The sequence below is a fragment of the Ruminococcus sp. AM43-6 genome (assembly GCF_003461785.1).
Lineage (GTDB): Bacteria > Bacillota > Clostridia > Oscillospirales > Ruminococcaceae > Hominimerdicola > Hominimerdicola aceti.
Genome location: NZ_QTXU01000007.1, coordinates 24,575 through 46,919 on the forward strand (window position 1 = coordinate 24,575; position 22,345 = coordinate 46,919).

The 22,345-nt window shown below is 44.1% G+C and carries 22 protein-coding genes; 19 read left to right on the forward strand and 3 right to left on the reverse strand.

What is annotated here, in order from left to right:
* Positions 1–4: 4 nt before the first annotated feature.
* From DW938_RS05945 to DW938_RS05955, 3 genes are all read right to left on the reverse strand, one after another.
* Entirely contained in the window at positions 5–2,275 is a 2,271-nt protein-coding gene (locus DW938_RS05945) for a glycoside hydrolase family 3 C-terminal domain-containing protein (protein ID WP_118124190.1), read from the reverse strand.
* An 80-nt stretch (positions 2,276–2,355) separates the two neighbouring features.
* On the reverse strand, positions 2,356–2,802 hold the full coding sequence (locus DW938_RS05950; protein WP_118124191.1) for a YaiI/YqxD family protein: 447 nt from the start codon (positions 2,800–2,802) through the stop codon (positions 2,356–2,358).
* A complete protein-coding gene (locus DW938_RS05955; RefSeq protein ID WP_022287838.1) occupies positions 2,799–3,398 on the reverse strand; it encodes a hypothetical protein in 600 nt (199 codons plus the stop codon). The genes DW938_RS05950 and DW938_RS05955 overlap by 4 nt, the downstream gene beginning before the upstream one ends.
* A gap of 236 nt (positions 3,399–3,634) precedes the next feature.
* Between DW938_RS05955 and glmS the strand changes: the two genes are divergently transcribed.
* The 19 genes from glmS (at position 3,635) to DW938_RS06055 (ending at position 22,220) form a co-directional block, all read left to right on the forward strand.
* Positions 3,635–5,455, forward strand: coding sequence for a glutamine--fructose-6-phosphate transaminase (isomerizing) (gene glmS, locus DW938_RS05960; RefSeq protein ID WP_118124192.1), 1,821 nt, complete (start codon positions 3,635–3,637; stop codon positions 5,453–5,455).
* A 53-nt stretch (positions 5,456–5,508) separates the two neighbouring features.
* Positions 5,509–6,156 carry an HAD family hydrolase gene (locus DW938_RS05965; RefSeq protein WP_118124193.1) on the forward strand — a complete coding sequence of 216 codons (648 nt, stop codon included), beginning with the start codon at positions 5,509–5,511 and terminating at the stop codon, positions 6,154–6,156.
* A 140-nt stretch (positions 6,157–6,296) separates the two neighbouring features.
* Positions 6,297–7,175: a YicC/YloC family endoribonuclease gene (locus DW938_RS05970; RefSeq protein ID WP_022287841.1), complete on the forward strand. Its 879-nt coding sequence runs from the start codon at positions 6,297–6,299 to the stop codon at positions 7,173–7,175.
* 14 nt (positions 7,176–7,189) lie between these two features.
* The gene (locus tag DW938_RS05975; protein WP_022287842.1) at positions 7,190–7,447 is read left to right on the forward strand and encodes a DUF370 domain-containing protein; all 258 of its coding nucleotides are present in this window, start codon (positions 7,190–7,192) and stop codon (positions 7,445–7,447) included.
* Positions 7,440–8,084: a guanylate kinase gene (gene gmk, locus DW938_RS05980; protein ID WP_022287843.1), complete on the forward strand. Its 645-nt coding sequence runs from the start codon at positions 7,440–7,442 to the stop codon at positions 8,082–8,084. The genes DW938_RS05975 and gmk overlap by 8 nt, the downstream gene beginning before the upstream one ends.
* The gene (rpoZ, locus tag DW938_RS05985; protein WP_022287844.1) at positions 8,074–8,283 is read left to right on the forward strand and encodes a DNA-directed RNA polymerase subunit omega; all 210 of its coding nucleotides are present in this window, start codon (positions 8,074–8,076) and stop codon (positions 8,281–8,283) included. Before gmk ends, rpoZ begins: the two co-directional genes overlap by 11 nt.
* Positions 8,284–8,313: 30 nt before the next feature.
* On the forward strand, positions 8,314–10,779 hold the full coding sequence (gene priA / locus DW938_RS05990; RefSeq protein ID WP_242992407.1) for a primosomal protein N': 2,466 nt from the start codon (positions 8,314–8,316) through the stop codon (positions 10,777–10,779).
* Positions 10,780–10,797: 18 nt separating this feature from the next.
* Positions 10,798–11,259, forward strand: a complete 462-nt coding sequence (gene def, locus DW938_RS05995; RefSeq protein WP_022287846.1) for a peptide deformylase — start codon at positions 10,798–10,800, stop codon at positions 11,257–11,259.
* The gene (gene fmt / locus DW938_RS06000) at positions 11,259–12,191 is read left to right on the forward strand and encodes a methionyl-tRNA formyltransferase (protein ID WP_118124195.1); all 933 of its coding nucleotides are present in this window, start codon (positions 11,259–11,261) and stop codon (positions 12,189–12,191) included. Before def ends, fmt begins: the two co-directional genes overlap by 1 nt.
* Before the next feature lie 12 nt (positions 12,192–12,203).
* A complete protein-coding gene (gene rsmB / locus DW938_RS06005; RefSeq protein ID WP_118124196.1) occupies positions 12,204–13,520 on the forward strand; it encodes a 16S rRNA (cytosine(967)-C(5))-methyltransferase RsmB in 1,317 nt (438 codons plus the stop codon).
* A 4-nt stretch (positions 13,521–13,524) separates the two neighbouring features.
* Positions 13,525–14,571: a 23S rRNA (adenine(2503)-C(2))-methyltransferase RlmN gene (gene rlmN, locus DW938_RS06010; RefSeq protein ID WP_022287849.1), complete on the forward strand. Its 1,047-nt coding sequence runs from the start codon at positions 13,525–13,527 to the stop codon at positions 14,569–14,571.
* A 9-nt stretch (positions 14,572–14,580) separates the two neighbouring features.
* Positions 14,581–15,318, forward strand: coding sequence for a Stp1/IreP family PP2C-type Ser/Thr phosphatase (locus tag DW938_RS06015; RefSeq protein WP_242843618.1), 738 nt, complete (start codon positions 14,581–14,583; stop codon positions 15,316–15,318).
* Between the two features lie 42 nt (positions 15,319–15,360).
* Entirely contained in the window at positions 15,361–17,478 is a 2,118-nt protein-coding gene (pknB, locus tag DW938_RS06020; RefSeq protein ID WP_118124197.1) for a Stk1 family PASTA domain-containing Ser/Thr kinase, read from the forward strand.
* A 3-nt stretch (positions 17,479–17,481) separates the two neighbouring features.
* Positions 17,482–18,366 carry a ribosome small subunit-dependent GTPase A gene (rsgA, locus tag DW938_RS06025; protein ID WP_118124198.1) on the forward strand — a complete coding sequence of 295 codons (885 nt, stop codon included), beginning with the start codon at positions 17,482–17,484 and terminating at the stop codon, positions 18,364–18,366.
* The gene (locus tag DW938_RS06030; RefSeq protein ID WP_181979634.1) at positions 18,359–19,018 is read left to right on the forward strand and encodes a thiamine diphosphokinase; all 660 of its coding nucleotides are present in this window, start codon (positions 18,359–18,361) and stop codon (positions 19,016–19,018) included. Before rsgA ends, DW938_RS06030 begins: the two co-directional genes overlap by 8 nt.
* 1,065 nt (positions 19,019–20,083) lie before the next feature.
* Positions 20,084–20,338 carry a helix-turn-helix domain-containing protein gene (locus tag DW938_RS06040; protein ID WP_118124199.1) on the forward strand — a complete coding sequence of 85 codons (255 nt, stop codon included), beginning with the start codon at positions 20,084–20,086 and terminating at the stop codon, positions 20,336–20,338.
* Positions 20,339–20,362: 24 nt separating this feature from the next.
* Positions 20,363–21,364 (forward strand): DUF6017 domain-containing protein, encoded by a 1,002-nt coding sequence (locus DW938_RS06045; RefSeq protein ID WP_118124200.1) that lies wholly within the window; start codon positions 20,363–20,365, stop codon positions 21,362–21,364.
* 101 nt (positions 21,365–21,465) lie between these two features.
* A complete protein-coding gene (locus DW938_RS06050) occupies positions 21,466–21,744 on the forward strand; it encodes a hypothetical protein (protein ID WP_015558931.1) in 279 nt (92 codons plus the stop codon).
* Positions 21,744–22,220 carry a PcfB family protein gene (locus DW938_RS06055; RefSeq protein WP_118124201.1) on the forward strand — a complete coding sequence of 159 codons (477 nt, stop codon included), beginning with the start codon at positions 21,744–21,746 and terminating at the stop codon, positions 22,218–22,220. The genes DW938_RS06050 and DW938_RS06055 overlap by 1 nt, the downstream gene beginning before the upstream one ends.
* Positions 22,221–22,345 lie beyond the last annotated feature (125 nt).

The following is a 22,345-nucleotide window of genomic DNA, read 5'->3' on the forward strand; positions in this document are numbered from 1 at the left end:
TTGGTTATTTTTCTGCAAGCATTTCGTTGAGATTTTCCACCATTTCTGACATCTTCGCTCTTGTGATGTCCGGAACATTTGCAAATGTAACAAGGGTTCTCAGTGGCATATCTCTTATCATTGCTTCCATCATTTCCTTTGCAGAAGCGCCAAGATCGTCGGAAGCCGTGTCGCCAAAGCCGCAGTCTATTTGGCTTAAAATATCCTCGAACATAGCTCTGCCCTCTGGGATAGAATTTATCTCGCCACAGGTGGTGTTCAAGGTGAAATGCACTGGGAGTTTTGTATCGGAAGATACATAAACAGAAGTCGAAAGTCTGATATCTCTTGAAGAAGAGCCTGCCTCGATAATAAACTCACCGTATTCAACGAACCAATCGTGTATATCAGGCTCGTAGTATGCAAATGAACGCTTATCAAGGTGGAACACAGCCTTTTTGGTCTCGCCAGCTTTAAGGAAAAGCTTTTCAAAGCCCTTAAGCTCACGGACAGGTCTGCGCACTGAGCTTTCCTTGTCGGAAACGTAAAGCTGAACGATCTCCATACCGTCTCTGTCTCCTGTGTTTGTTACGTCCACCATGACCGTCAGTGTCTTGTCGTCTTTTATCTCGTTTTCTGAAACAGTAAGATTGCTGTATTCAAAGGTTGTGTATGAAAGTCCGTGACCAAATGGGAACAGTGGCTTTATGCCCTTTTCATCATAATATCTGTAGCCCACGAAAATTCCCTCGGCATAGTCAACATCGTCCATATTTCCCGGGAAATTAAGATAAGACGGATTATGTGAAAGCTTTTCAGGGAAAGTTTCCGCAAGCTTTCCGCTAGGGTTAGCTTCGCCAAAAAGCAGAGCCTTTTCAGCAGTGCCGATGTTCTGTCCGCCAAGATACATTTCAAGTATGCCCTTCACCTTATCTGCAAACGGCATTTCAACAGCCGAGCCGTTGTGGAGAACGATAACAACGTTTTCATTTACCTTAGCAACTTCATCAATAAGCTTGAGCTGACAATCAGGCATTCTCATATGCTTTCTGTCAAAGCCCTCAGACTCAAAGCTTTCGGGCAGACCTGCGAAGATAACGGCAACATCGCTGTTTTTGGCAAGCTCCACAGCTTCATCGAGAAGCTCGTCAACAGTTTCGTCACGGTCTGTGACGAAGCCCTGTGCGTATGTAATATTATCCATGCCCTTGACAGCTTCAAGAGCAGAAGTTACCTTAAATGAATTTATGTGAGAGCTTCCGCCACCCTGATAACGTGGCTTGTCGGCAAATTCGCCAATGAAAGCTATCTTTGCAGACTTGTCAAGCGGCAGTATCTTATCATCATTTTTGAGCAGTACAGCACATTCGGACTCTATCTTGCCTGCAAATTCATGCTGCTTTTCTTTATCCCACTTTGTTGCAGGGGCATAGCCGTCCTCGGCTTTCTGAATAAGCGTAAGCACGTTTCTCACAGCCTTGTCAAGGTCTTTCATTGAAAGCGAGCCGTTGTTTACGGCTTCTATGATAAGCTCGTCATTCTTGCCGTTGCTGGTAGGCATCTCAAGGTCAAGACCTGCGGCAACGCCAAGAGGTCTGTCATCAACTGCGCCCCAATCGCTAACTACAAGTCCATCATAGCCCCATTCGTTTCTGAGTATATCAGTGAGCAGAAGCTTGTTCTGCGAGGAATATTCGCCGTTTATGCGGTTGTATGAACACATCACTGTCCAAGGCTTTGCTTCCTTGATTGGTGTTTCAAAGGCACTTAAATATATCTCATGGAACGTTCTCTCATCAACGTTGGCAGAATAGCTCATACGTCTTGTTTCCTGATTGTTCATGGCAAAGTGTTTAAGGGAAGTTCCTACGCCCTTGCTCTGAACGCCCTTTATGTGTGCTGTGGCAAGCTGTGAAGCAAGATAAGGGTCTTCTGAGAAGTATTCAAAGTTTCTGCCGCAAAGTGGTGAACGTTTTATGTTACAGCCAGGGCCAAGTATAACGGAAACGTCCTCAGCCTGACACTCCTCCCCAAGAGCCTTGCCGAGAGTTGTAAGCAGCTTTCTGTCAAAAGAGCAGGCAAGTGCGCAGGCACATGGGAAGCATACTGCCTTGATAGCTTCGTTAGGATTGTCTGTATCATCACGCATTTTTCTAAGTCCGTGAGGGCCGTCAGACACCATTATGCTTGGTATATCCAGCCTTTTTATTTCCTCAGTGTGCCAGAAGTCAGAGCCTGAGCACAATGAAGCTTTTTCTTCAAGTGTGAGTTCCTTCAAAATCTTGTCTATGTTCATTGTGAAAACCTCTTTTCTATAAAACTATAGTTTGATTGTAACACAATTTTCTATGAAATTCTATATATTTTGTGCATATTTTACATAAAGTTAATATTATCTTCGATTAGTTTGGTAAGAGCCACCCTGAAATCCTCGTCCTGCTGTTTGGTGCGCTTTGGCGGACCTTTGAGCCTGCCGCCGCTTCTGCGTATCTTCTTTGCAGTATGTCTTGATAGAAGCAGTGCATCAATGTTGGAGCTGTCATATATCCTGCCGTTCTGGTCCAGAGCAAGGACGTTTCTTGCAAGACACATTGCCGCAAGCCCATAATCCTGCGTCACGGCAATATCGCCCTTTAGAGCGATGTTCACAAGCTTCATGTCTGCACTGTCTGCACCCTTGTCGACAGTTATCACCTGTGCATAGTCAGAACTGAAAATATGCGAGCTGTCACAAACTATGATACATTCAAGCCCATGGCTTTTGCTTATAGAAACTGCGATACTCGTGACAGGACAGCCGTCAGCGTCTATAAGTATCCTCACGCCTTGCCGCCTTCTATATAAAATGTAGATTCCATATCTGCAATGTGGGTCGCCAGTGCGAGAGGATACATTTCAAGGGCAAGACCGATACTATTCTTGTTTTCTTCTCCTGAAAAGCCCATGTGCCAGCGTATAGCCATGGCTTCCTCACGGGTCAGCCGCATATAGCTGCTGACTATGTAGACCGACTTTTCACCGTGACCATATGGCAGTGTTTCGTGAAATTCATAGTATGGGACTTTCTCCCACACGCCCTGTTCGTTCTTGGCGTTGCGGTAGCTTACTCTGTAAAGATTTACCTTGCAGATGTCGTGAAGCAGTGAAACGATAGCAATGCTTTCGTCAGAGTATTCCATGTTGTAATCTTCCTTTACACGCTCACGCTCCAGATAGCTTTTCAGGCACTCATAAACGTGTATGCTGTGTTCGCACAAGCCACCCTCGTATGCTCCGTGGTATCTTGTAGAAGCAGGTGCAACAAAGAAGTCGCTGTTTTCTGAAAGCAGATAATTGAGCAGCTTTTCCGAGCCCGGGCGCTTTATGTTTTCCGTGTAGATCTCAACGAATTTGTCTTTAAGTTCTGTTACCTTTGACATAGTTGACCTCCTGTAAAAATATTATATTATGATAAGCTTTAGCGTTTTAGTTTTACCAAACTAATTATAACATATTTTTTGTAAGATTAACAGTACTTTTCGCTAATTTTTGCATTTGCTATTGCTTTTTCATGCAAAATATGCTATGATATATTATATTTATGTGGATATGGTTTGGAAAAATATAAGAAATTTAATGATTTTTAACAAATGAGAATGAAAGGAGTTGCTTATATATGTGCGGAATAGTAGGCTATGTGGGAAAAAAGGATTGTACAAAGGTGCTGCTTGACTCACTGTCAAAGCTTGAATACAGAGGTTATGACTCAGCAGGAATAGCTGTTTTTGAGAACGATGCTATCAAGACAAAAAAGACAAAGGGCAGACTTGCTGACCTTGAAGAAAAGCTTAAAAGAGAGGGCTGGCTCAACGGTACTTGCGGTATAGGTCACACACGCTGGGCTACACATGGCGAGCCGTCTGATATAAATTCACACCCTCACGGAAATGCGAATATTTCTATCGTTCATAATGGTATCATTGAAAACTACAGAACTATCAAGGATTTTCTGCTGAAAAAGGGATATATCTTTGAATCTCAGACAGATACAGAAACAGTTGCAAAGCTTCTTGATTATTATTATGATGGAGACCCTATGGCGACAATACAGAAGGTTCTTGCTGAGATAGAGGGTTCATATGCTCTCGGTATCATATTCAAGGATTTTCCAAGAAGAATATATGCAGTAAGAAAGGATTCTCCTCTTATCGTTGCAGTTGGCGAGGACGAAGCTTTTATAGCTTCTGATGTGCCTGCAATACTGAAATATACGAAGAATTATTATCTTCTTGACGAGAACGAGATAGCTGTCCTTGACGATGGCAAGGTGGAGTTTTTTGACGTTCACTCAATGCCGGTTGAGAAAGAGATGCTTGTTGCTGACTTTGATATGGAAGCGGCTGAGAAGGGCGGATATGCTCACTTTATGCTCAAAGAGATTCACGAACAGCCAACAGCTATAAAAACAACTATCACACCAAGAATAGTTGACGGTATGCCAAACCTTGAAGAGTGTGGTCTTACATATGACAGACTCAAGGGCTATAACAACATCTTCGTTGTTGCCTGCGGTACTGCAATGCACGCAGGTCTTGTGGGCAAGTATGTGCTTGAAAAGATTGGCAGGGTACCTGTTACAGTGGATATGGCTTCTGAGTTCAGATACAGAGATCCTATCATTGCAAAGGGAGATCTTGTTATTCTTGTTTCACAGTCAGGAGAAACAGCCGACACTCTCGCAGCCCTTAGAATGGCTAAGGAGAGGGGTGCTGAAACACTTTCTATCGTAAACGTAAAAGGCTCGTCTATCGCAAGAGAGTCTGATATGGTGCTTTACACCCATGCAGGCCCTGAGATATCTGTAGCTTCCACAAAGGCTTATATAGTTCAGCTTTCTGTGTTCTATCTGCTGAGCTTTGCTATAGCATACGCTCACGGGGCTATCTCAAAAGAGGAGTGCATGAGACTTACAGCAGAGCTTCAGAACGTTCCTAATATGCTTGAAGTTGTCCTTAAAACACCTGATAATTGTCAGTATGTTGCTTCACAGCTTGTAAACAAGGAAAATCTTCTTTATATCGGCAGAGGTCTTGACTATGCGCTTTCTATGGAAGGCTCACTGAAGCTTAAGGAGATATCATATATCCATTCTGAATCATATGCCGCAGGCGAGCTTAAGCATGGCACTATCTCACTGGTAACGAACAATATGCCTGTTATCGCAGTTGCAACACAAAGAGAGATTCTTGACAAGACCATAAGCAACGTCAAGGAGGTCAAGGCAAGAGGAGCATACGTTGTCCTTGTTACTCACGGATATATCAACGTTGATGATGAGGTGGCAGATTATAAGATCGGTCTGCCGACAATAGACGATCTGCTTATGCCTATGCTTACAGTGGTCCCTTTGCAGCTTATCGCTTACTATACCTCAGTTCTTAGAGGCAATGATGTTGATAAGCCGAGAAATCTTGCAAAATCAGTTACAGTTGAATAAAATACAGGGCAATCCGCAAAGGGTTGCCCTTGCTGTTTGAAAAGGAGTTTATTATGAGCAAATACAGATACTTTGTTTTCGATTTTGACCTTACTCTTGCAGACTCTTCCGAGGGCATTTTGGAGTGCTTTAAGCACGTTTTGAAAGAGTTTGGTTATCCGCCAAAGGACGACAGGACAATCTACAACACCATAGGTATGACCCTTGTTGACGCTTTCGACCTGCTGACAGATATGCCTGACAATCCTCAGCGTGAGGATATGCGCAAGGCGTATGTAAAAAAGGCAGACGAGGTAATGGTGAAGAAAACATATTTTTATGACGATACTATCGCAATTTTGCAGACCTTGCAGAACGCAGGGGTAAAAGTCGGCATAGTTTCCACGAAATATCGCTATAGGATAGTCAATACTTTCAATGAGCAGGCAGGCTCTTTGCCTGTAGATATCATAGTTGGCGGCGAGGACGTCACAAGGACAAAGCCTGACCCGCAGGGACTTGACCTGATAATAGAGCGTTTCGGTGCGGATAAATCGGACGTGCTTTATATAGGCGACAGCTACATCGACGCCGAAACTGCACTCAATTCAGGTGTGGATTTTGCAGGAGTAACAACTGGCTCTACCACTAAAGAGGATTTTGAAAAATACCCTCATATCTATATCGGCTCGTCACTGTTGGACATATTTCAGAATATATAAATTTTAAGTAAATATAATTTTAAATAAATGTGAAAAACTATTGCTATTTACGGAGCTTGATGTTATAATATAATTTGATGTACTATGTTAAGTACCAAGCGGATAACATAAATATTATTATATGAAAGGACGGGTATGCTATGATAAAAAGCATGACCGGTTTCGGCAGAGAGCATATCGTGGCAAACGGCAGAGAGATAATCGTTGAGATACGCTCTGTAAACCACAGATATTATGAATTTACTTCGAGAACTCCGAGAGCCTACGGCTATCTTGATGAAAAGCTGAAAGGCTTTCTTAAAAGCGGTATTTCCCGTGGTAAGGTAGAGGCTTCCGTTTCTATCTATAATCAGGAGGGTACTGACGCTGAGATAGAGCTTAACAAGGCTGTTGCAAAGGGCTATCTTGACGCACTGAGAGGTGCGGCTGACGAGCTTGACCTTGATGACGATATCACACTGTCACATATCATGAAGCTTCCTGATGTGTTCACAGTTGTGAAGAAAACAGATGATGAGGAAGTTATCTGGAACGAGGTCAAGGATGTGGCTCAGGTGGCGTTGGACAGATTTGTTCAGATGCGTGAAACTGAGGGCGTCAAGATGTATGACGATATCAGCGGCAGACTTGATTATATCGAGGAAACTGTGGGCAAGATAGAAGATCAGTCACCTAGCGTTACTGAAAGCTACAGAGAAAGACTTTATGCAAAGATAAAGGAAACTCTCGGCGATAAGGACATAGACGAGCAGAGGATACTTACAGAAGTGGCTATTTTCGCCGATAAGGTGGCAATAGACGAGGAAACAGTAAGGCTCAGAAGCCATATCTCACAGTTCAGAGGGCTTATCAAGTCGGACGAGCCTGTTGGAAGAAAGCTTGACTTCCTTGTGCAGGAGCTTAACCGTGAGGTGAATACTATCGGCTCAAAGGCTAACGATCTCACTATCACAAAAATGGTGGTGGATCTTAAGGCTGAGATCGAAAAGATCAGAGAGCAGATACAGAATATCGAATAACGGCGGTGTGAGATATGCAGCTTATTAATATCGGTTTTGGAAATATGGTGTCCTCCGCAAGGGTCATTGCCATAGTTTCCCCTGAGTCTGCGCCTATAAAGCGTATCATTCAGGAAGCTAAGGATAAGGGTACTCTTATAGACGCCACCTACGGCAGAAGAACAAGAGCGGTGCTTATTATGGACAGCGACCATGTGGTGCTGTCGGCAGTTGCACCTGAAACTGTAGGCGGACGTGCCGCTGTTGACGAGGAGGACGATGACAATGTATAAGAACAATGCAAAGCTGTTTGTTATATCAGCTCCCTCAGGCTGTGGCAAGGGAACTATACTTGCAGAGGTCTTTAAAAACAGAGATGTGTTCTATTCTATATCCTGCACTACAAGAAAGCCCAGAGAGGGCGAAAAGGACGGCGTTCACTATCATTTTATAAGCGATGACAGCTTTAAGAAAATGATAGACAGCGGTGAATTTCTTGAACACGCAGGATATGTTGGTCATTATTACGGAACACCAAAGAAGCCTGTTCTTGCTAATCTTGAGCAGGGCAGAGATGTTATACTTGAAATTGAAACTAACGGTGCTTTTCAGGTGAAGAAAGCCTTTCCTGAAGCTGTGCTGATGTTTATACTTCCACCGTCTGTTAAGGAGATAGACAGACGGCTTAGAAAGCGTGGAACTGAGTCTGATGATGTTATCGCTGACCGTGTAAGTCAGGCTGCCGGTGAGATCGGCAAAGCCGGTGGTTATGATTATGTGATAATGAACGACGGACTAGAGGACGCTGTGGAAGATTTTGTTGCAGTTATGAACTCCGTGAAAGCCGAGGACGGCAAGGCGGATAAATTCAGATCAGAAAATGATGATACAAAGAAATTAATTGACGAGGTGCTTAATTATGATGCTTAGACCGGCCGTAAGCCAGATTTTGAAGAACAATGAAAGCTATTATTCTCTAGTTATTGCAGTTGCAAAGAGAGCAAGAGAGATCACAAGCGACGCTTTTGACAACAAGCTGGTGCTTGATGAAAAGCCAGTAAAGACAGCAGTTGACGAGCTTTATAATGGCGAATACAAAATAATCGAGGATCCAAGCCTCAGAAAATAATCGAGGCTTTTTATGGGGAGGTGTACGGCTGTGCGTGGAGTTTTTATCGTGGCAAAGGTTGCAATAAGCCGTGCATCATACAGCTTTGACGCACTGTATAGCTATAGTGTGCCGGAGGAGCTGGCTCAGAAAGTGAAAAGCGGAGTGCGTGTGCTTGTGCCTTTTGGCAGAGGAAACCGCAAAGCCGTAGGGTTTGTTGCGAGAACGTATACGGAAGCCGAGTATAACGATAAGCTGAAGCCTGTTATTTCAGTGGTGGACGGGGAAAGCCTTGTTACCGAGGAAATGATGAGGATAATAATGTGGCTGAAAGAAAACACTTTCTGCACCTATTATGACGCTTACAAATCCGTTGTGCCTACAGGCTTTTCCTACACTTTTTCACAGCATTACAGCCTTGTCAATACCTACATTGACGAGGATACATTAAATGAAGATGAGAAAAATGTGGTGGACTTTCTCCGATGTGCAAAAAGTCAGAGGGAGATTGACAGCTTTCTTGACGTGCATAATGACGCACGAAAGAAGAAAACTGTGGATTCTCTTGTGGATAAGGGTTATGTTGAGATCAGCGACGCTTTGAAAAGAAAAGTCGGTGATGAGAATGTCAGCATGGTAAGGCTATCTGACGAGTATGTGTCAGGGGAGATACAGACCACTCTTACCCCGAAGCAGACCCTTGTGGTGAAGCTGCTTGAAGAGGGCGGCTGTGCCTCTGTTAAAGAGGTCTGCTATATGACCAACTGCACTTCAAGCATATTAAAAAGGCTTGCTGACAAGAAAGTTATCGTGCAGTATAAATATGAGGTCATGCGTGACGCCATAGGCGAGCTTGGCGAAAGGCAGGACCCTGACGATATCATATTAAATGATGAACAATCAGCGGCATATGAGGGCATAATGGGGCTTATAAAAGCTGAAAAGCCCGCAGGTGCGTTGCTTTATGGTGTTACGGGAAGCGGCAAGACGTCTGTGTTCATAAAGCTTATAAAAAGCGTTATGGATATGGGCAAAACAGCGGTCATGCTCGTGCCTGAAATATCCCTTACACCACAAATGCTCGGCAAATTCAAGTCACTTTTCGGTGATAAGATAGCCGTTATGCACTCGTCATTGTCGTTGGGACAGCGTACAGACGAGTTCAAACGTGTAATGCGTGGGGAAGCAAGAATAGTTATCGGCACAAGAAGTGCAATATTTGCTCCTGTCACCAACGTGGGAATAATCATCATGGACGAGGAGGGCGAGCCGTCATATAAGTCGGACTCAACGCCTAGATACCATGCACGAGATGTTGCCATACAGCGGTGCGGATATAATAACTGCGTGCTGTTAATGGCTTCTGCAACTCCGTCGCTGGAGAGCTTTTATTATGCTCAAAAGAGCAGATATCACTTGTTTGAGCTTAAAAACAGATATTCAAAGTCGCCCCTGCCGGCAGTTGAGATAGTCGATATGCAGGAGGAAGCGGCAGAGGGCAATGACAGCTTGCTCAGCCGTGTTATGTGTGATAAGCTCACAGAAGTGCTTGCGAAAAAAGAGCAGGCTATCCTGCTTTTAAATAGACGTGGCTATACAACGTATATCACTTGCATGGACTGCCGTCAGCCTGTGGCTTGCCCAAATTGCAATATACCCCTGACGTATCACAAGAAAAACGATAGGTATATGTGCCACTACTGCGGATATACCATGGATAATATAGAGCACTGTCCACAGTGCGGCTCACAGCGGCTCAAATCAAGCGGTGTGGGAACTCAGCGTGTGGAGGACGAGCTTGAAAGACTTTTTCCGCAGGCAAGGCTTCTGCGAATGGACGCTGATACCACTTCTTCAAGATATTCTTATGAAGAGAATTTCAAGGCGTTTGAGAAAGGCGAGTATGATATAATGCTCGGCACTCAAATGATAGCAAAGGGACTGAATTTTCCAAATGTCACAATGGTGGGAGTCATATCACTTGACAAGGCACTGTTCACAGGGGATTTTCGCAGCTATGAGAGAACATTCTCACTGCTCACTCAGGTGGCAGGAAGAAGCGGCAGAGGAGATAAACCAGGGGTCGCATACATTCAGACCTTTGTGCCTGACCATTATGTGCTGAACCTTGCGGCAGAGCAAAATTATGATGAGTTTTATAAAGAGGAGATAGCACTGAGAAAGTCGCTGACATATCCGCCTTTTTGCGATATATGCGTCATAGGCTTTTCAGCACCTCTTGAAAGCAAGGTAATAGGCGCTTCACGCTGGGTGACTCAGCTTATAAAAGAGTATATCTCACAGCATAGGGTGAATTTTCCCCTCAGAGCGTTAGGTCCTGCACCATGCACATTTGAAATGATAAATAATCGCTACAGATACAGACTTATCCTGAAAACACGCAATACTGCGGATTTTCGTGAGATGATAAAGCACGTTTTGGGCGAGTTCTATAAAAATAAAGATTATCAGACAGTTCGTATATATGCCGACATAAACGGCGATATCGGGCTTTAAGAAAGGATAGTTAAATAAATGGCACTCAGAAAAATACTTAATAAGAGCGATGAGATTCTTCACAAGGTCTGTAAGCCTGTTACAGAATTTGACGACAAGCTTGGTCAGCTTCTTGACGATATGACAGAAACCCTGAAAAACGCCAACGGCGTTGGTCTTGCAGGTCCACAGGTGGCAAAGCTGAGAAGAGTGGTCGTTATAATAATCGACGATAAGGTTTACGAGCTTATCAACCCTGAGATAACATGGCAGAGCGAGGAAAAGCAGAGAGTTCTGGAGGGCTGTCTTTCATGCCCGAACGAGTGGGGCTATGTTACAAGACCTATGAGAGTTAAGTTCAAGGCGCAGGACAGACATGGCAAGTGGTACGAAATGGAAGTATCAGAACTGTTTGCACAGTGCGTTTGCCATGAGCTTGCACACCTTGAGGGTCATCTGTTTACTGAGATAGTTGAAGAATTTGTAGAGGTCGAGGACTAATGAAAATAATCTTCATGGGTACGCCTGATTTTGCCGTACCAACGCTGAAAAAGCTTTATAACAGCGGATATGAGGTGCAGGCTGTTTTCACTCAGCCTGATAAGCCAAAGGGCAGAGGCTATAAGCTTACTCCACCCCCTGTAAAGGTGCTTGCGCAGGAGCATGACACTCCTGTTTATCAGCCGCAAAGCCTTAAAAAAGACGGCGAGGAGTATGTTAAAATTATCAATGACCTTGCCCCTGATTGTATCGTGGTGGCGGCTTATGGCAAAATGCTCCCTAAGTCGGTGCTTGATATACCAAGGCTTGGATGTGTGAACGTCCATGGCTCGCTGCTTCCTAAATATCGTGGAGCAGGTCCGATACAGTGGGCTGTGCTTAATGATGAGGCTGAGACCGGAATTACAACGATGCTTATGGGCGAGGGCATGGATACGGGAGATATCCTTGTGGAAAAGGCTACTCCTATTGGCGAGAACGAAACAGCCGCTGAGCTTTTTGACAGACTTGCCGAAATGGGTGCAGAGGTGCTTGTTGATACCCTTGAAAAGCTCGATAAGGGCGAGATAACTCCTGTTAAGCAGGACGAGAGCCTTGCGACTTATGCACCAATGCTCTCAAAGGAGCTTTGCCCTATAGATTTCACAAAGCCAGTGAGAAAGATACACAAACAGATATGCGGTCTGTCTGATTGGCCATGCGCTACTACAGTGCTTGAGGGCAAAAGGCTGAAAGTATATAGATCTGAGATAGCTTCCACAAAGCCTTGCGGAAAGCCTGCGGGCACTGTGGTGGATAACAGCGACTTTTCCGTTGCCTGCTCAGACGGAGTGATAAGATTTACTCAGGTGCAGGCTGAAGGCTCAAAGAGAATGGATACCGCTGATTTTCTCAGAGGCAGACATATCGAGAACGGCACTGTGCTGGGATAATTCGGAGGAACTATGGGAAACGCCAGAAAAACGGTTTTAAGGCTGCTTACAAGGCTAGAAAACAGCGGCTCATATTCAAATATACTTCTTGACGAGGGCCTTGAAAGGTCAGACCTTTCACCTCAGGACAAGAAATTCGCCGCAGCGCTTTTCTACGGCGTTTTGGAAAGACAGATAACACTTGATAACATTATTCGGGAATATTCACGCAACCCTAAGAATAAGCTTGGTACTGAGGTCAGAGTTATACTGAGAATGGGTCTTTATCAGCTTTTATATATGGACTCTGTTCCTGACAATGCGGCTGTGGACGAGTCTGTGAAGCTTGCAAAGAAAAACAGAAATCCTGCGGCAAGCGGCTTTGTGAACGCAATGCTAAGGGAGTTTATAAGAAACGACAAAAAGCTTCCAAAGGGCAGAAATGCTACCGAGGAGCTTTCTATAGAATACTCCGCACCTGTATGGCTGACGGAGAAGTGGACAAGGGAATATGGTAAGGATATCTGCCTTGAAATGCTGAAAACCTCTGTGGGACAGGCACCTGTCACCGCAAGAGTGAACACGGTCTTTCATTCTCTTGAAAGTACACTGGATATGCTCGCTGAGGAGGGCATTACATTTGAAAGGCTGTCCGTCCTGCCTGATTGCATAAGGATATGCGGTGCAGGAGCGGTGGAGCATACTAAGGCTTACAAAGAGGGCAGGATACACGTTCAGGATCTTTCGAGCCAGCTTTGCTGTGCGGCGCTTGATCCTAAGGAGAACGATACAGTGCTTGACCTTTGTGCCGCACCTGGTGGAAAGACCTTTACAATTGCCGAGCGTATGAACAACAAGGGCAGAGTGCTTGCTTTTGATTTACATAAAAATCGTGCAGGTCTTATTGAAAGCGGTGCCAAAAGGCTTGGGCTTGACTGCATAAGGGCAGGTGTCAACAATGCGAAGGTCTATGACGATAAAATGCCAAGAGCTGACAAAGTGCTTTGCGACGCACCCTGTTCGGGACTTGGTGTAATAAGAAGAAAACCTGAGATAAAGTATAAAGAACCCTCAGATTTCGATAGGCTTCCCGAAATACAGTATGATATACTGAAAACGTCGGCGGAGTATGTAAAAGTAGGCGGAACGCTGGTGTATTCTACCTGCACGCTGTCAAGGGCGGAAAATGATGAGGTGGCAGACAGATTTTTGGCTGAACACCCTGATTTTGAGCCTGCACCGCTAGGCGAGGCCTTCGGCAGCGACAGCGGTCTTTGCAGAATGTCTATCACACCTGCAAAATATAATTCAGACGGATTTTTTATTGCTAAGTTTATCAGGCTGAGGTGATCTTTTGGTAGCATTTGATGATAATGGAAAAATAGATATATTGGGGCTTCTGCCTGACGAGCTGGAAGCCGAGATACTAAAGCTTGGAGAAAAGAAGTTCCGTGCAGGGCAGATATTTGATTGGCTTCATGTAAAGCGAGTGTCAAGTTTTGATGAAATGACTAATCTATCTGTACAATTACGGAATCTGCTTAATGAAAAATTTTGTTTAAAATCACTATTTGTGTCAAAAAAGCTTGAATCTCATACCGATAATACTGTAAAATATCTATATGAGCTTGAGGACGGAAATCATGTGGAATCCGTAATAATGGAATACAACTACGGAAACACCATTTGCGTGTCAACTCAGGTGGGTTGCAAAATGGGCTGTCGCTTTTGTGCGTCAACTATTGCAGGCTTCAAGCGTGATCTGACTTCCTCGGAGATCCTGGGACAGATATACGCTTCTGAGCGTGACAGCGGAAGAAAGATATCAGGCGTGGTGCTTATGGGAATAGGCGAGCCTATGGATAACTTTGATAATGTGGTGAATTTCCTTGAAGTGCTGTCCTGTCCAAAGGGCTTTAATATGTCGCTAAGGCATGTTTCAGTGTCTACCTGCGGCATTGTGCCGAGGATATATGAGCTTGCAGAGAAAAAGCTTGGCATAACATTGTCTATCTCTTTGCACGCTTCCAATAATAAGAGCAGGAGCGAGATAATGCCTGTTAATGACAGGTATGATATCAACGAGCTTCTTGCCGCCTGCCGATACTATTTTAAGGTAACAGGCAGGAGAATTTCTTTTGAATATGCTTTGATAGACGGGCATAACGATTCTATGGAGGACGCAAGGGAGCTTGCGGAGCTTCTGGGTGGATTTGTCTGTCATGTGAATATAATCCCTGTTAATAAGATAAAGGAGCGTAATTATCATTCTGACAGAAAGTCAGCCAACAGATTCAGAGGATATCTGGAGAAGCTTGGGATAAACGCTACTGTGAGGCGGACCTTGGGTGCGGATATAGACGCTGCCTGCGGTCAGCTAAGACGAGAATATGAGATCTGATAAAAGGTGGTGAATCGCTTGTTTATAGCGTCTGATACAGACATCGGAAAAAAACGCAGTGAAAATCAGGACAGAGTGCATGCTGAATTTCTTGCTGACAATGTTGCCGTTGCGGTGGTCTGTGACGGTATGGGCGGAGCGTCATCAGGCGGAGTTGCCAGTCAGCTTGCCATTGACGCAGTAGTAAAACGTATCAAGGAAAATTTCCGAAAAGATATGAAACCAAATTCCATAAGAAATCTTATGCTCACTTCAGTGCATTATGCGAATACGATCGTGTATGGCAAGAGCAAGGAGGATATTGACAAAAACGGCATGGGTACTACCTGCGTTGCGGCATTGGTGGTGGATAAGACCGTCTATATGGTGAGCGTTGGCGACAGCCGTGGATATCTTCTTACCAAGGACGGTATAGCTCAGATAACCACTGACCATACTTATGTGGAAATGCTTTATAGGTCGGGTCAGATAACCAAAGAAGAAGCGAAAAATCATCATATGAGAAACGTTATCACAAAGGCTGTGGGCGTTGAATCAGATGTTGAGGTCGATTATTTCGAGCTTGAAGAAAATGATAATTTTGCGGTGCTGCTTTGCTCTGACGGTCTGACCAATTATTGCACAGACAATATGATATATGAAACTGTGTTTGGCAATAATCTTGACGAGGCTATAAAACAGCTTATTGCTTTCGCAAACGAATGCGGCGGTAAAGATAATATTACTGCTGCGGTAATAGCAAATTAATGGAATGACAATAAAACATGAATAATATAGGAGTTGAATTACATGGATTCTAATATCGGCAAAAAGCTAGACGGCAGATATGAGATAACCGAGCTTATCGGCGTGGGCGGAATGGCTGACGTTTATAAGGCAGTTGACGTTATGGAAAACCGTACTGTTGCGGTAAAGATACTTAAGCCTGAGTTTTCACAGAACGAGGAATTTCTCAGACGCTTCAGAAACGAGAGCAAGGCTATCGCTGTACTTTCTCACCCTAATATCGTAAAGATATATGACGTGGGATTTTCTGACGAGATACAGTTTATCGTTATGGAGTATATCGACGGCATCACCCTTAAAGAGTTTATCGAGCAGCAGGGTGTGCTTAGGTGGAAAGACGCTTTGCACTTTGTAACTCAGATACTCCGTGCTTTGCAGCACGCTCATGATAAGGGTATCGTTCACAGAGATATCAAACCGCAGAACATAATGCTTTTCCCTGACGGAACTATCAAAGTCATGGATTTTGGTATCGCAAGATTTTCAAGGATCGACGGAAAGACACTTTCTGACAAGACTATCGGTTCTGTTCACTATATCTCACCTGAGCAGGCAAGGGGCGATATGACAGATGAAAGATCTGACATATACTCTGTAGGCGTTATGCTCTATGAGATGCTCACAGGCAGAAAGCCTTTTGACGGTGAAAATCCTGTGGCTATCGCTCTCAAGCATATGCAGGAGGATCCGGTTCCGCCAAGAGAGATCATGCCTTCTATCCCAGAGGCTCTTGAAGAAATAGTTATGCACGCTATGGAGAGAGATCCTGCAAGACGTTATCAGTCAGCAGCAGAGATGATAAAGGATATAGACACATTCAAGCTCAATCCATCTGTTGTTTTCGGATATAAGAACAGTCCTGTTCCTATCCCTGTGGCTGATAACAATAACAAATATTTTGACGATGAGCATAGTGAGAACTATGACGACGATGAAGAATATGAGGACGATGACGAAGAAAACGACGAGGAAGAAGAGGAAGAAAAGAAGCGTTCTTACGTTGTTCCAATACTTCTTGCCGTGACAGTTGCGGTCGTTATCATTGCGGCGTTCGTTATCGTAGGAGTTGTATTCAAGTCATTCAGCGGTTCAAACGGTATGCACACAGGTACAGTTACACTGCCAAACTTTGTGGGCAAGAATATCGTTCAGGTAGAGCAGGATTATAAGGATAAGCTTAAATTTGATATTACCGAAGAGTATAATGACCAGTATGACGAGGGAATAATCACATTTCAGGGTCAGGCAGCAGGAAAGTCTGTTAAGGAAGGCTTCACGGTTACACTTACTGTAAGTAAGGGCAAAAAAATGGCAACTATCCCTGACATGGTGAAGAAAGACGGCACTGTGGCTGAAAGTGAGCTTAAGGCTGCAGGATTTATGGTCGTTAAGAGAGATATATGGTCTGAGGATATAGCTTCAGGTCTTGTTGTGAAAACACAGCCGGCAGCAGGCGAGCAGTATGCCGTAGGTGCGACTGTTGCTTTGTTTGTAAGTAAGGGCCCTGTTGAAACAAGAGTCAAAGTACCAAGAGTTGTAGGTCTTACAGAAGAAAAGGCAGTTGCAATGCTCAAGGAGAACAAGCTCAAGGCTGAGGTCAAGGAGATCGAGCATGAGGGCGATAAGGGCAAGGTCATCGAGCAGGATACAGACGAAGGCACATATGTTGAACGTGACACAACTGTTACTATTTACGTTTCGACCGGAGAAACTTCACCTGTTGAGGTAACATTCTCACTGCCACTCCCAAGTGGTATCCACGGCTCATATTCTATAGACATCTACAATAACGGCAACGTTGCATATACACAGAAGATCGGTAGTGGCGAATCTGTTGCAGGCGGTTCTGTAAATGTAACTGTAAAGGGCAAGAAGACAGAAACTCTGACTATCTTCATCACAAATGACGAGAATCAGCAGAAGTGCCGTTATGCAGTATATGACGTAGATTATGATAAGCAGACAGCTACTCTTAGCGGAAGCCTGAATGAAAGCGGTCTGATCGACATTACTCCGACAACGACCACAACTACTACAACTACGACCACAACAACTACTACAACTACCACTACTGAAGCACCTGCACCGGGGCCTCAGGAGCCAGACGAGCAGGGTCAGTAGTTCATGAATGGAATAATCGTTAAAGCTATCGGAGGCATCTACTATGTAGAAGCCTCCGACGGCATTTATGAATGTAAGGCAAGAGGAGCATTCAGAAGAAAGAACATTTCTCCTGTAGGCGGCGACAGAGTTGAATTTTCATTGGAGGACGACGGAAGCGGAGTTATCGAGAAGATAGAGGAAAGACGCTCATTGCTTATAAGACCGCCTCTTGCAAATCTTGATATGCTTGTGTTCGTTTCGTCTACCTGCGAACCAAGACCTAATCTGCTGTTGCTTGATAAGTTTATTGCAATAGCTGTTTTCAAAAAAATAGAGCCTGTGGTAGTCTTTACAAAGATAGATAAGGAAAGCTGTGACGAGCTTGTGGACATATACAAGGGCGCAGGGATAAAGACTTTTCAGGTAGACAATACCACCGGCGAGGGCAGTGAGGCTGTTAAGGCAGTGCTGGAGGGCAAGCTGTCGGCATTTACAGGAAACACGGGCGTTGGCAAATCGTCACTGCTCAATAATATGTTTCCTGCATTGGGGCTTGCCACCAACGAGATAAGCAAAAAGCTTGGCAGAGGAAAGCACACCACACGCCATGTAGAGCTTTACAAGCTGGATGGCGGTGGTTATATTGCCGATACCCCTGGCTTTTCGTCGTTTGATACCAACAGATATGATATTATTTTCAAGGACAAGCTTGCAGGCTGTTTTCCTGAGTTTCAGAAATACGAGGGCAAGTGCAGATTTCCTGATTGCAGCCACACAAAGGAAAAGGGCTGTGCGGTCATAGAGGCGGTAAAAAATGGCGAGATCGCAAAGTCAAGGCACGAAAGCTATGTGGAAATGTACGAGCAGGCAAAGCAGCTTAAGGAGTGGGAATACAAAAATGACTAAGAAATGCACTATCTTTTCAGGCGGTGAAGCGGTGTCGGCTCAGTGTGTGGCAGAATATAAGTCTTTTATCGACGATTCTCTTGTGATATCCGCTGACAAGGGCTATAAGCTTGCACAGGCAGTGGGCGTGAAGTCGGACATTATTATGGGCGATTTTGATTCTGCTGAAAAACCTGTTTTTGATAATATCGAGATCTTTCCCTCTGAAAAGGACGATACCGACCTTATGCTTGCCATAAAGCAGGGCTTTGAGTCGGGTTGTGATGATTTTCTCATATTCGGCGCAACAGGCGGACGAGTAGACCACTTACTTGGAAATATTCAATCTCTGGGATATATTTTATCTTGTGGCGGTGAGGGAATGATAGCCGCAGATAGGGAGATAATTCGGCTTTATCGTGCAGGCAGTTACAGGATATATGACCGTGAGGGCTTTTCGTTCTCACTGGTGGCATATACCGATAAGGTAGAGGGTCTGACCATAAAGGGTGCGAAATATGAAGTAGAGGACTGTCTGCTGACCAATGCTTTTCCACTTGGCATATCAAACGTGGTGAAAGGCTTTGATGGGCAGGATAGAAAATACGCTGAGATATCATTCAAAAGTGGTTATCTGCTGTCAGTACAGTCAAAAATGGTAACCGATTTTTGATTTTTGAATAATATAAACTATAACTATTCGGGAGGTAATACTTATGAAAGTTGTAGTTGTAAAAAGTCCAAAGGTCATATCGGGCTTAATGAGGCTTATTTTCAAGATCAAAAAGGAAGAAGAATAGGATAACTGGCGGTACTCGTGTGAGTGCCGTCGATTTTTTTGCTATAGCAGAAAAGCTCTTAGATCACAGGAACGATCTAAGAGCTTTTTTTATTTTGTTATGTTATGATTCATCATGATGTGCTTTTGACGGCAAAATTACGTTATTCGTATAACGATAAATAACTATTTTACGATCCTTTATAAGCTTTGCTCTGTCGAATTTCGTCAAATCCTCTATTTTACGAAAATATTCAATTATCTTGTTGCAATTCTATTGCGGAAAGCAAGAGTGTAGGAAGCCCTAATACGGCTGATGACATGAAGAAATAAAAGAAATGTGACTAATTGGTAGATAAACGGACAAAAAAATAAAATCGGACTTAAAAAAGCCCGATTTTACGATGATTTATGGTGCCGCTAACCGGACTTGAACCGGTACGGGTTTTACCCCGAGGGATTTTAAGTTTTTAAATCGGTGAAGCGTTTTAATTTCTTTTGTGGTCTTTTGTTCCCTTTTGTGCCCGATTTTTCGAGCTTTTTGAGTATCAAAAATTGAAAAACACCGAATTACAGCAGCTTTCAAGAATCATAAAAAACCATGTTTTTTGGTAGACTTTCGGTAGATTTGTGGTAGACAAAAGCCGATAACTTGACTTGGTAGACCTACGGTAGACACACGAAATAAATTTAGTTCCCTGCGAAAAATGCCGATTTTTGTAGGAGAAATTGGCACAAAGGATAGGAAATGTCTCGTGTATTTGCCACACAAGAAAATGATAATCTATTGTTACTAATAAAGCGGATCTGTGCTTTTGACCTCTAAAATTCAATCAAAAAAGCAATCATTTGGCGGACGATGTTCCATATAATCGGAGCGTTGTCCGCTATTTTTATGCCTGAAAATCGAATATCACGTCTGCTGTTTTAGTTAAGCGAAATGAAAAATAGGAGGTTTTTATGTCTGAACGCCAAATCATCACGATCAGCGATGACAAGCTGTCCTGCGAAGCAACAGCTATTCTGCTGAGAATGCTCAATTTTCCCGATACAGACTATCATACCGCAGAGGAGCTTTGTCCGTTCTTTGAGAATGATTCTCTGAGAACTATCAGGAACGCTCTGAACGAACTTTACGATGCAGGCTACCTCCGATGCAGCGGTAAGACTTATATGGTCAATAAGCTCATGATCACGCAAATGAAGCTCGCTTGAGCTGAAAACAGGAGGTGAATGGATATGTCTGCTAAGAAAACAAAAAAGGTCAAAACAACACCGTCATCGGTGTGCCGTGTCAATAAAAATGCAAACTATACCGTAATGAGCAACTATCATCTGCGGTCAACGAACCTCAGTCTGAAAGCGATCGGACTTCTGAGTAAAGTTCTTTCCTTGCCGGAGAATTGGGATTACTCTATCTCAGGTCTGACTGCGATCTGCAAAGAGAAAGAAACAGCAATCAAGGCAGCATTGAACGAACTGAAGCATTGGGGGTATCTCAATGTGACTAAGCTGATGCCGAATGAAACGAACAGCGGTCGGATCGAGTATGTCTATGACTTCTATGAGTATTCCGAAAAAGATACGCCTGATGCTGACCGGGACGATAATGATACATATGCCAAAGTAAGCTCCGTAAAAAAAGCACCGCAAGGGGCAGAAAAACAAGGCATAGAAAATCTACCCCTTGAAATTCTACCCATAGAAAAACAAGCGGTAGAAAATCAGGGGCAAATAAATACTAAGAAGATAATAAATAATAATCAAATACGGAGTGATCAAGTATCTATCGATCAATCCCACTCCGACAGCGAAAAAGCTGTTGAAAGACAGGCAGACGGACGGATCGACGGATATATCAGCGAAAAAGAGATCTATACCGAAGTAGTGAAAACCAACATCGACTTTCCATACTTTGCAGAGTGGCTCGGTGATGAGGAAGAAGCTGAGGAGATCATTCAGATGATCGTTCGGCGGATATGCTCCAGAAAGAAAACAGAGCGTATCTGCGGACAGGATTTTCCCAGAGAAGTTGTCAAGTCCACTATGCTAAAGGTTGATATAAACGTCCTTGAAAATGCGATTGAGCAGATGAAGCGTGCAGACAATGTGCGAAACTATGAGAGTTATCTTATCAGCACTCTGTTCAACGAAGCCAACGGCAAGCGGTTCAAGGAAAATGCTGAGGGACGGTGGGCTGAGTATGCTGTCAAAAGAGATTTTGACGTTTATGATGACTGAACGTTCCTGAGAGGGGGTGGTGGCTATGGGTGCGAATAAGAAACCGGACGTAGCTGCTTGAAAGACGGCAAATGAGCTTTTTGGAAAGGAAGGTGAAGATCATGGCTAAGTCTATTCTGACACCGGAGGGCGATCTCATCAACTACGATAACCTGATTGCGGTCAGCGTCGAGGTGCGTTCTGTCGGTGTCGATGATGAGCATACGGAAGATGCTTACTGCATTGTTGGTACTGATGTGACCAACAGGGAGAATCTGCTTTATCACTCGTCCGACTACGATAAGGTGATGAGTGTCCAGGGCGATATTACCCGTTGGCTCCAGAGTGAAGCATTTTCCACTTTTGAGATGCCGACCGCAGACGAAGGTGGTGATGCCTGATGCCTTCGGACTATGAGAACGGTGCGAAGAAAACCATTGATATTTCGATCAAGGCGGAGAAAATGACCGCTGATGTGCTGAAATCGGCATTGCGGGAGTTTATGTCGGGCAAGGCAGAGAAAAAAGGGCGAATGACCTACAAGCAGTTGCAGGCGAAGTCGCCGTCCAAGCTCGACAGCATTGAGGTCTCAGACAGAAATATCGGAGATTTTCTGAAAACCGCACGAAAATATGATGTGGATTTTGCCCTGAAAAGAGATAAAAGCACCACTCCGCATACCTATCATGTTTTCTTTTCTGCTGCCAAAACAGAGGATTTCAAGAGAGCATTTTCGGAGTATGTCGGCAAGGGACAGGGCAAGACACAGAAGCGTGGTGAGTTCACCCGTGAGCAGATGCAGCAGCAGGCTCAGAAGATCAGGAACAAACCTCGCAAACAGAAACAGAGAGAGAAAACAAGGGAGAACAGACGATGATCTATAACCACTTCCAGCCTGCACCCGTTCCATGGGCAAGGGGCGATGATATTTTTACGGCAGTCTTTTTTGCCGATACCAACAGAAAGGAAAGGTCTGCGAATTGCAGATCGACTCGAGAAAAC

What these genes read in the sequence shown, in the direction of transcription:
- DW938_RS06045 (WP_118124200.1), top strand. Translation starts at nt 20,363, where the DNA reads ATGTCTGCTAAGAAAACAAAAAAGGTCAAAACAACACCGTCATCGGTG.
- rsmB (WP_118124196.1), top strand. Translation starts at nt 12,204, where the DNA reads ATGGGAAACGCCAGAAAAACGGTTTTAAGGCTGCTTACAAGGCTAGAA.
- DW938_RS06030 (WP_181979634.1), top strand. Translation starts at nt 18,359, where the DNA reads ATGACTAAGAAATGCACTATCTTTTCAGGCGGTGAAGCGGTGTCGGCT.
- DW938_RS06055 (WP_118124201.1), top strand. Translation starts at nt 21,744, where the DNA reads ATGCCTTCGGACTATGAGAACGGTGCGAAGAAAACCATTGATATTTCG.
- rpoZ (WP_022287844.1), top strand. Translation starts at nt 8,074, where the DNA reads ATGATGCTTAGACCGGCCGTAAGCCAGATTTTGAAGAACAATGAAAGC.
- def (WP_022287846.1), top strand. Translation starts at nt 10,798, where the DNA reads ATGGCACTCAGAAAAATACTTAATAAGAGCGATGAGATTCTTCACAAG.
- DW938_RS06040 (WP_118124199.1), top strand. Translation starts at nt 20,084, where the DNA reads ATGTCTGAACGCCAAATCATCACGATCAGCGATGACAAGCTGTCCTGC.
- DW938_RS05970 (WP_022287841.1), top strand. Translation starts at nt 6,297, where the DNA reads ATGATAAAAAGCATGACCGGTTTCGGCAGAGAGCATATCGTGGCAAAC.
- rsgA (WP_118124198.1), top strand. Translation starts at nt 17,482, where the DNA reads ATGAATGGAATAATCGTTAAAGCTATCGGAGGCATCTACTATGTAGAA.
- fmt (WP_118124195.1), top strand. Translation starts at nt 11,259, where the DNA reads ATGAAAATAATCTTCATGGGTACGCCTGATTTTGCCGTACCAACGCTG.
- glmS (WP_118124192.1), top strand. Translation starts at nt 3,635, where the DNA reads ATGTGCGGAATAGTAGGCTATGTGGGAAAAAAGGATTGTACAAAGGTG.
- gmk (WP_022287843.1), top strand. Translation starts at nt 7,440, where the DNA reads ATGTATAAGAACAATGCAAAGCTGTTTGTTATATCAGCTCCCTCAGGC.
- pknB (WP_118124197.1), top strand. Translation starts at nt 15,361, where the DNA reads ATGGATTCTAATATCGGCAAAAAGCTAGACGGCAGATATGAGATAACC.
- DW938_RS05975 (WP_022287842.1), top strand. Translation starts at nt 7,190, where the DNA reads ATGCAGCTTATTAATATCGGTTTTGGAAATATGGTGTCCTCCGCAAGG.
- DW938_RS05965 (WP_118124193.1), top strand. Translation starts at nt 5,509, where the DNA reads ATGAGCAAATACAGATACTTTGTTTTCGATTTTGACCTTACTCTTGCA.
- DW938_RS06050 (WP_015558931.1), top strand. Translation starts at nt 21,466, where the DNA reads ATGGCTAAGTCTATTCTGACACCGGAGGGCGATCTCATCAACTACGAT.
- DW938_RS05945 (WP_118124190.1), bottom strand. Translation starts at nt 2,275, where the DNA reads ATGAACATAGACAAGATTTTGAAGGAACTCACACTTGAAGAAAAAGCT.
- DW938_RS05955 (WP_022287838.1), bottom strand. Translation starts at nt 3,398, where the DNA reads ATGTCAAAGGTAACAGAACTTAAAGACAAATTCGTTGAGATCTACACG.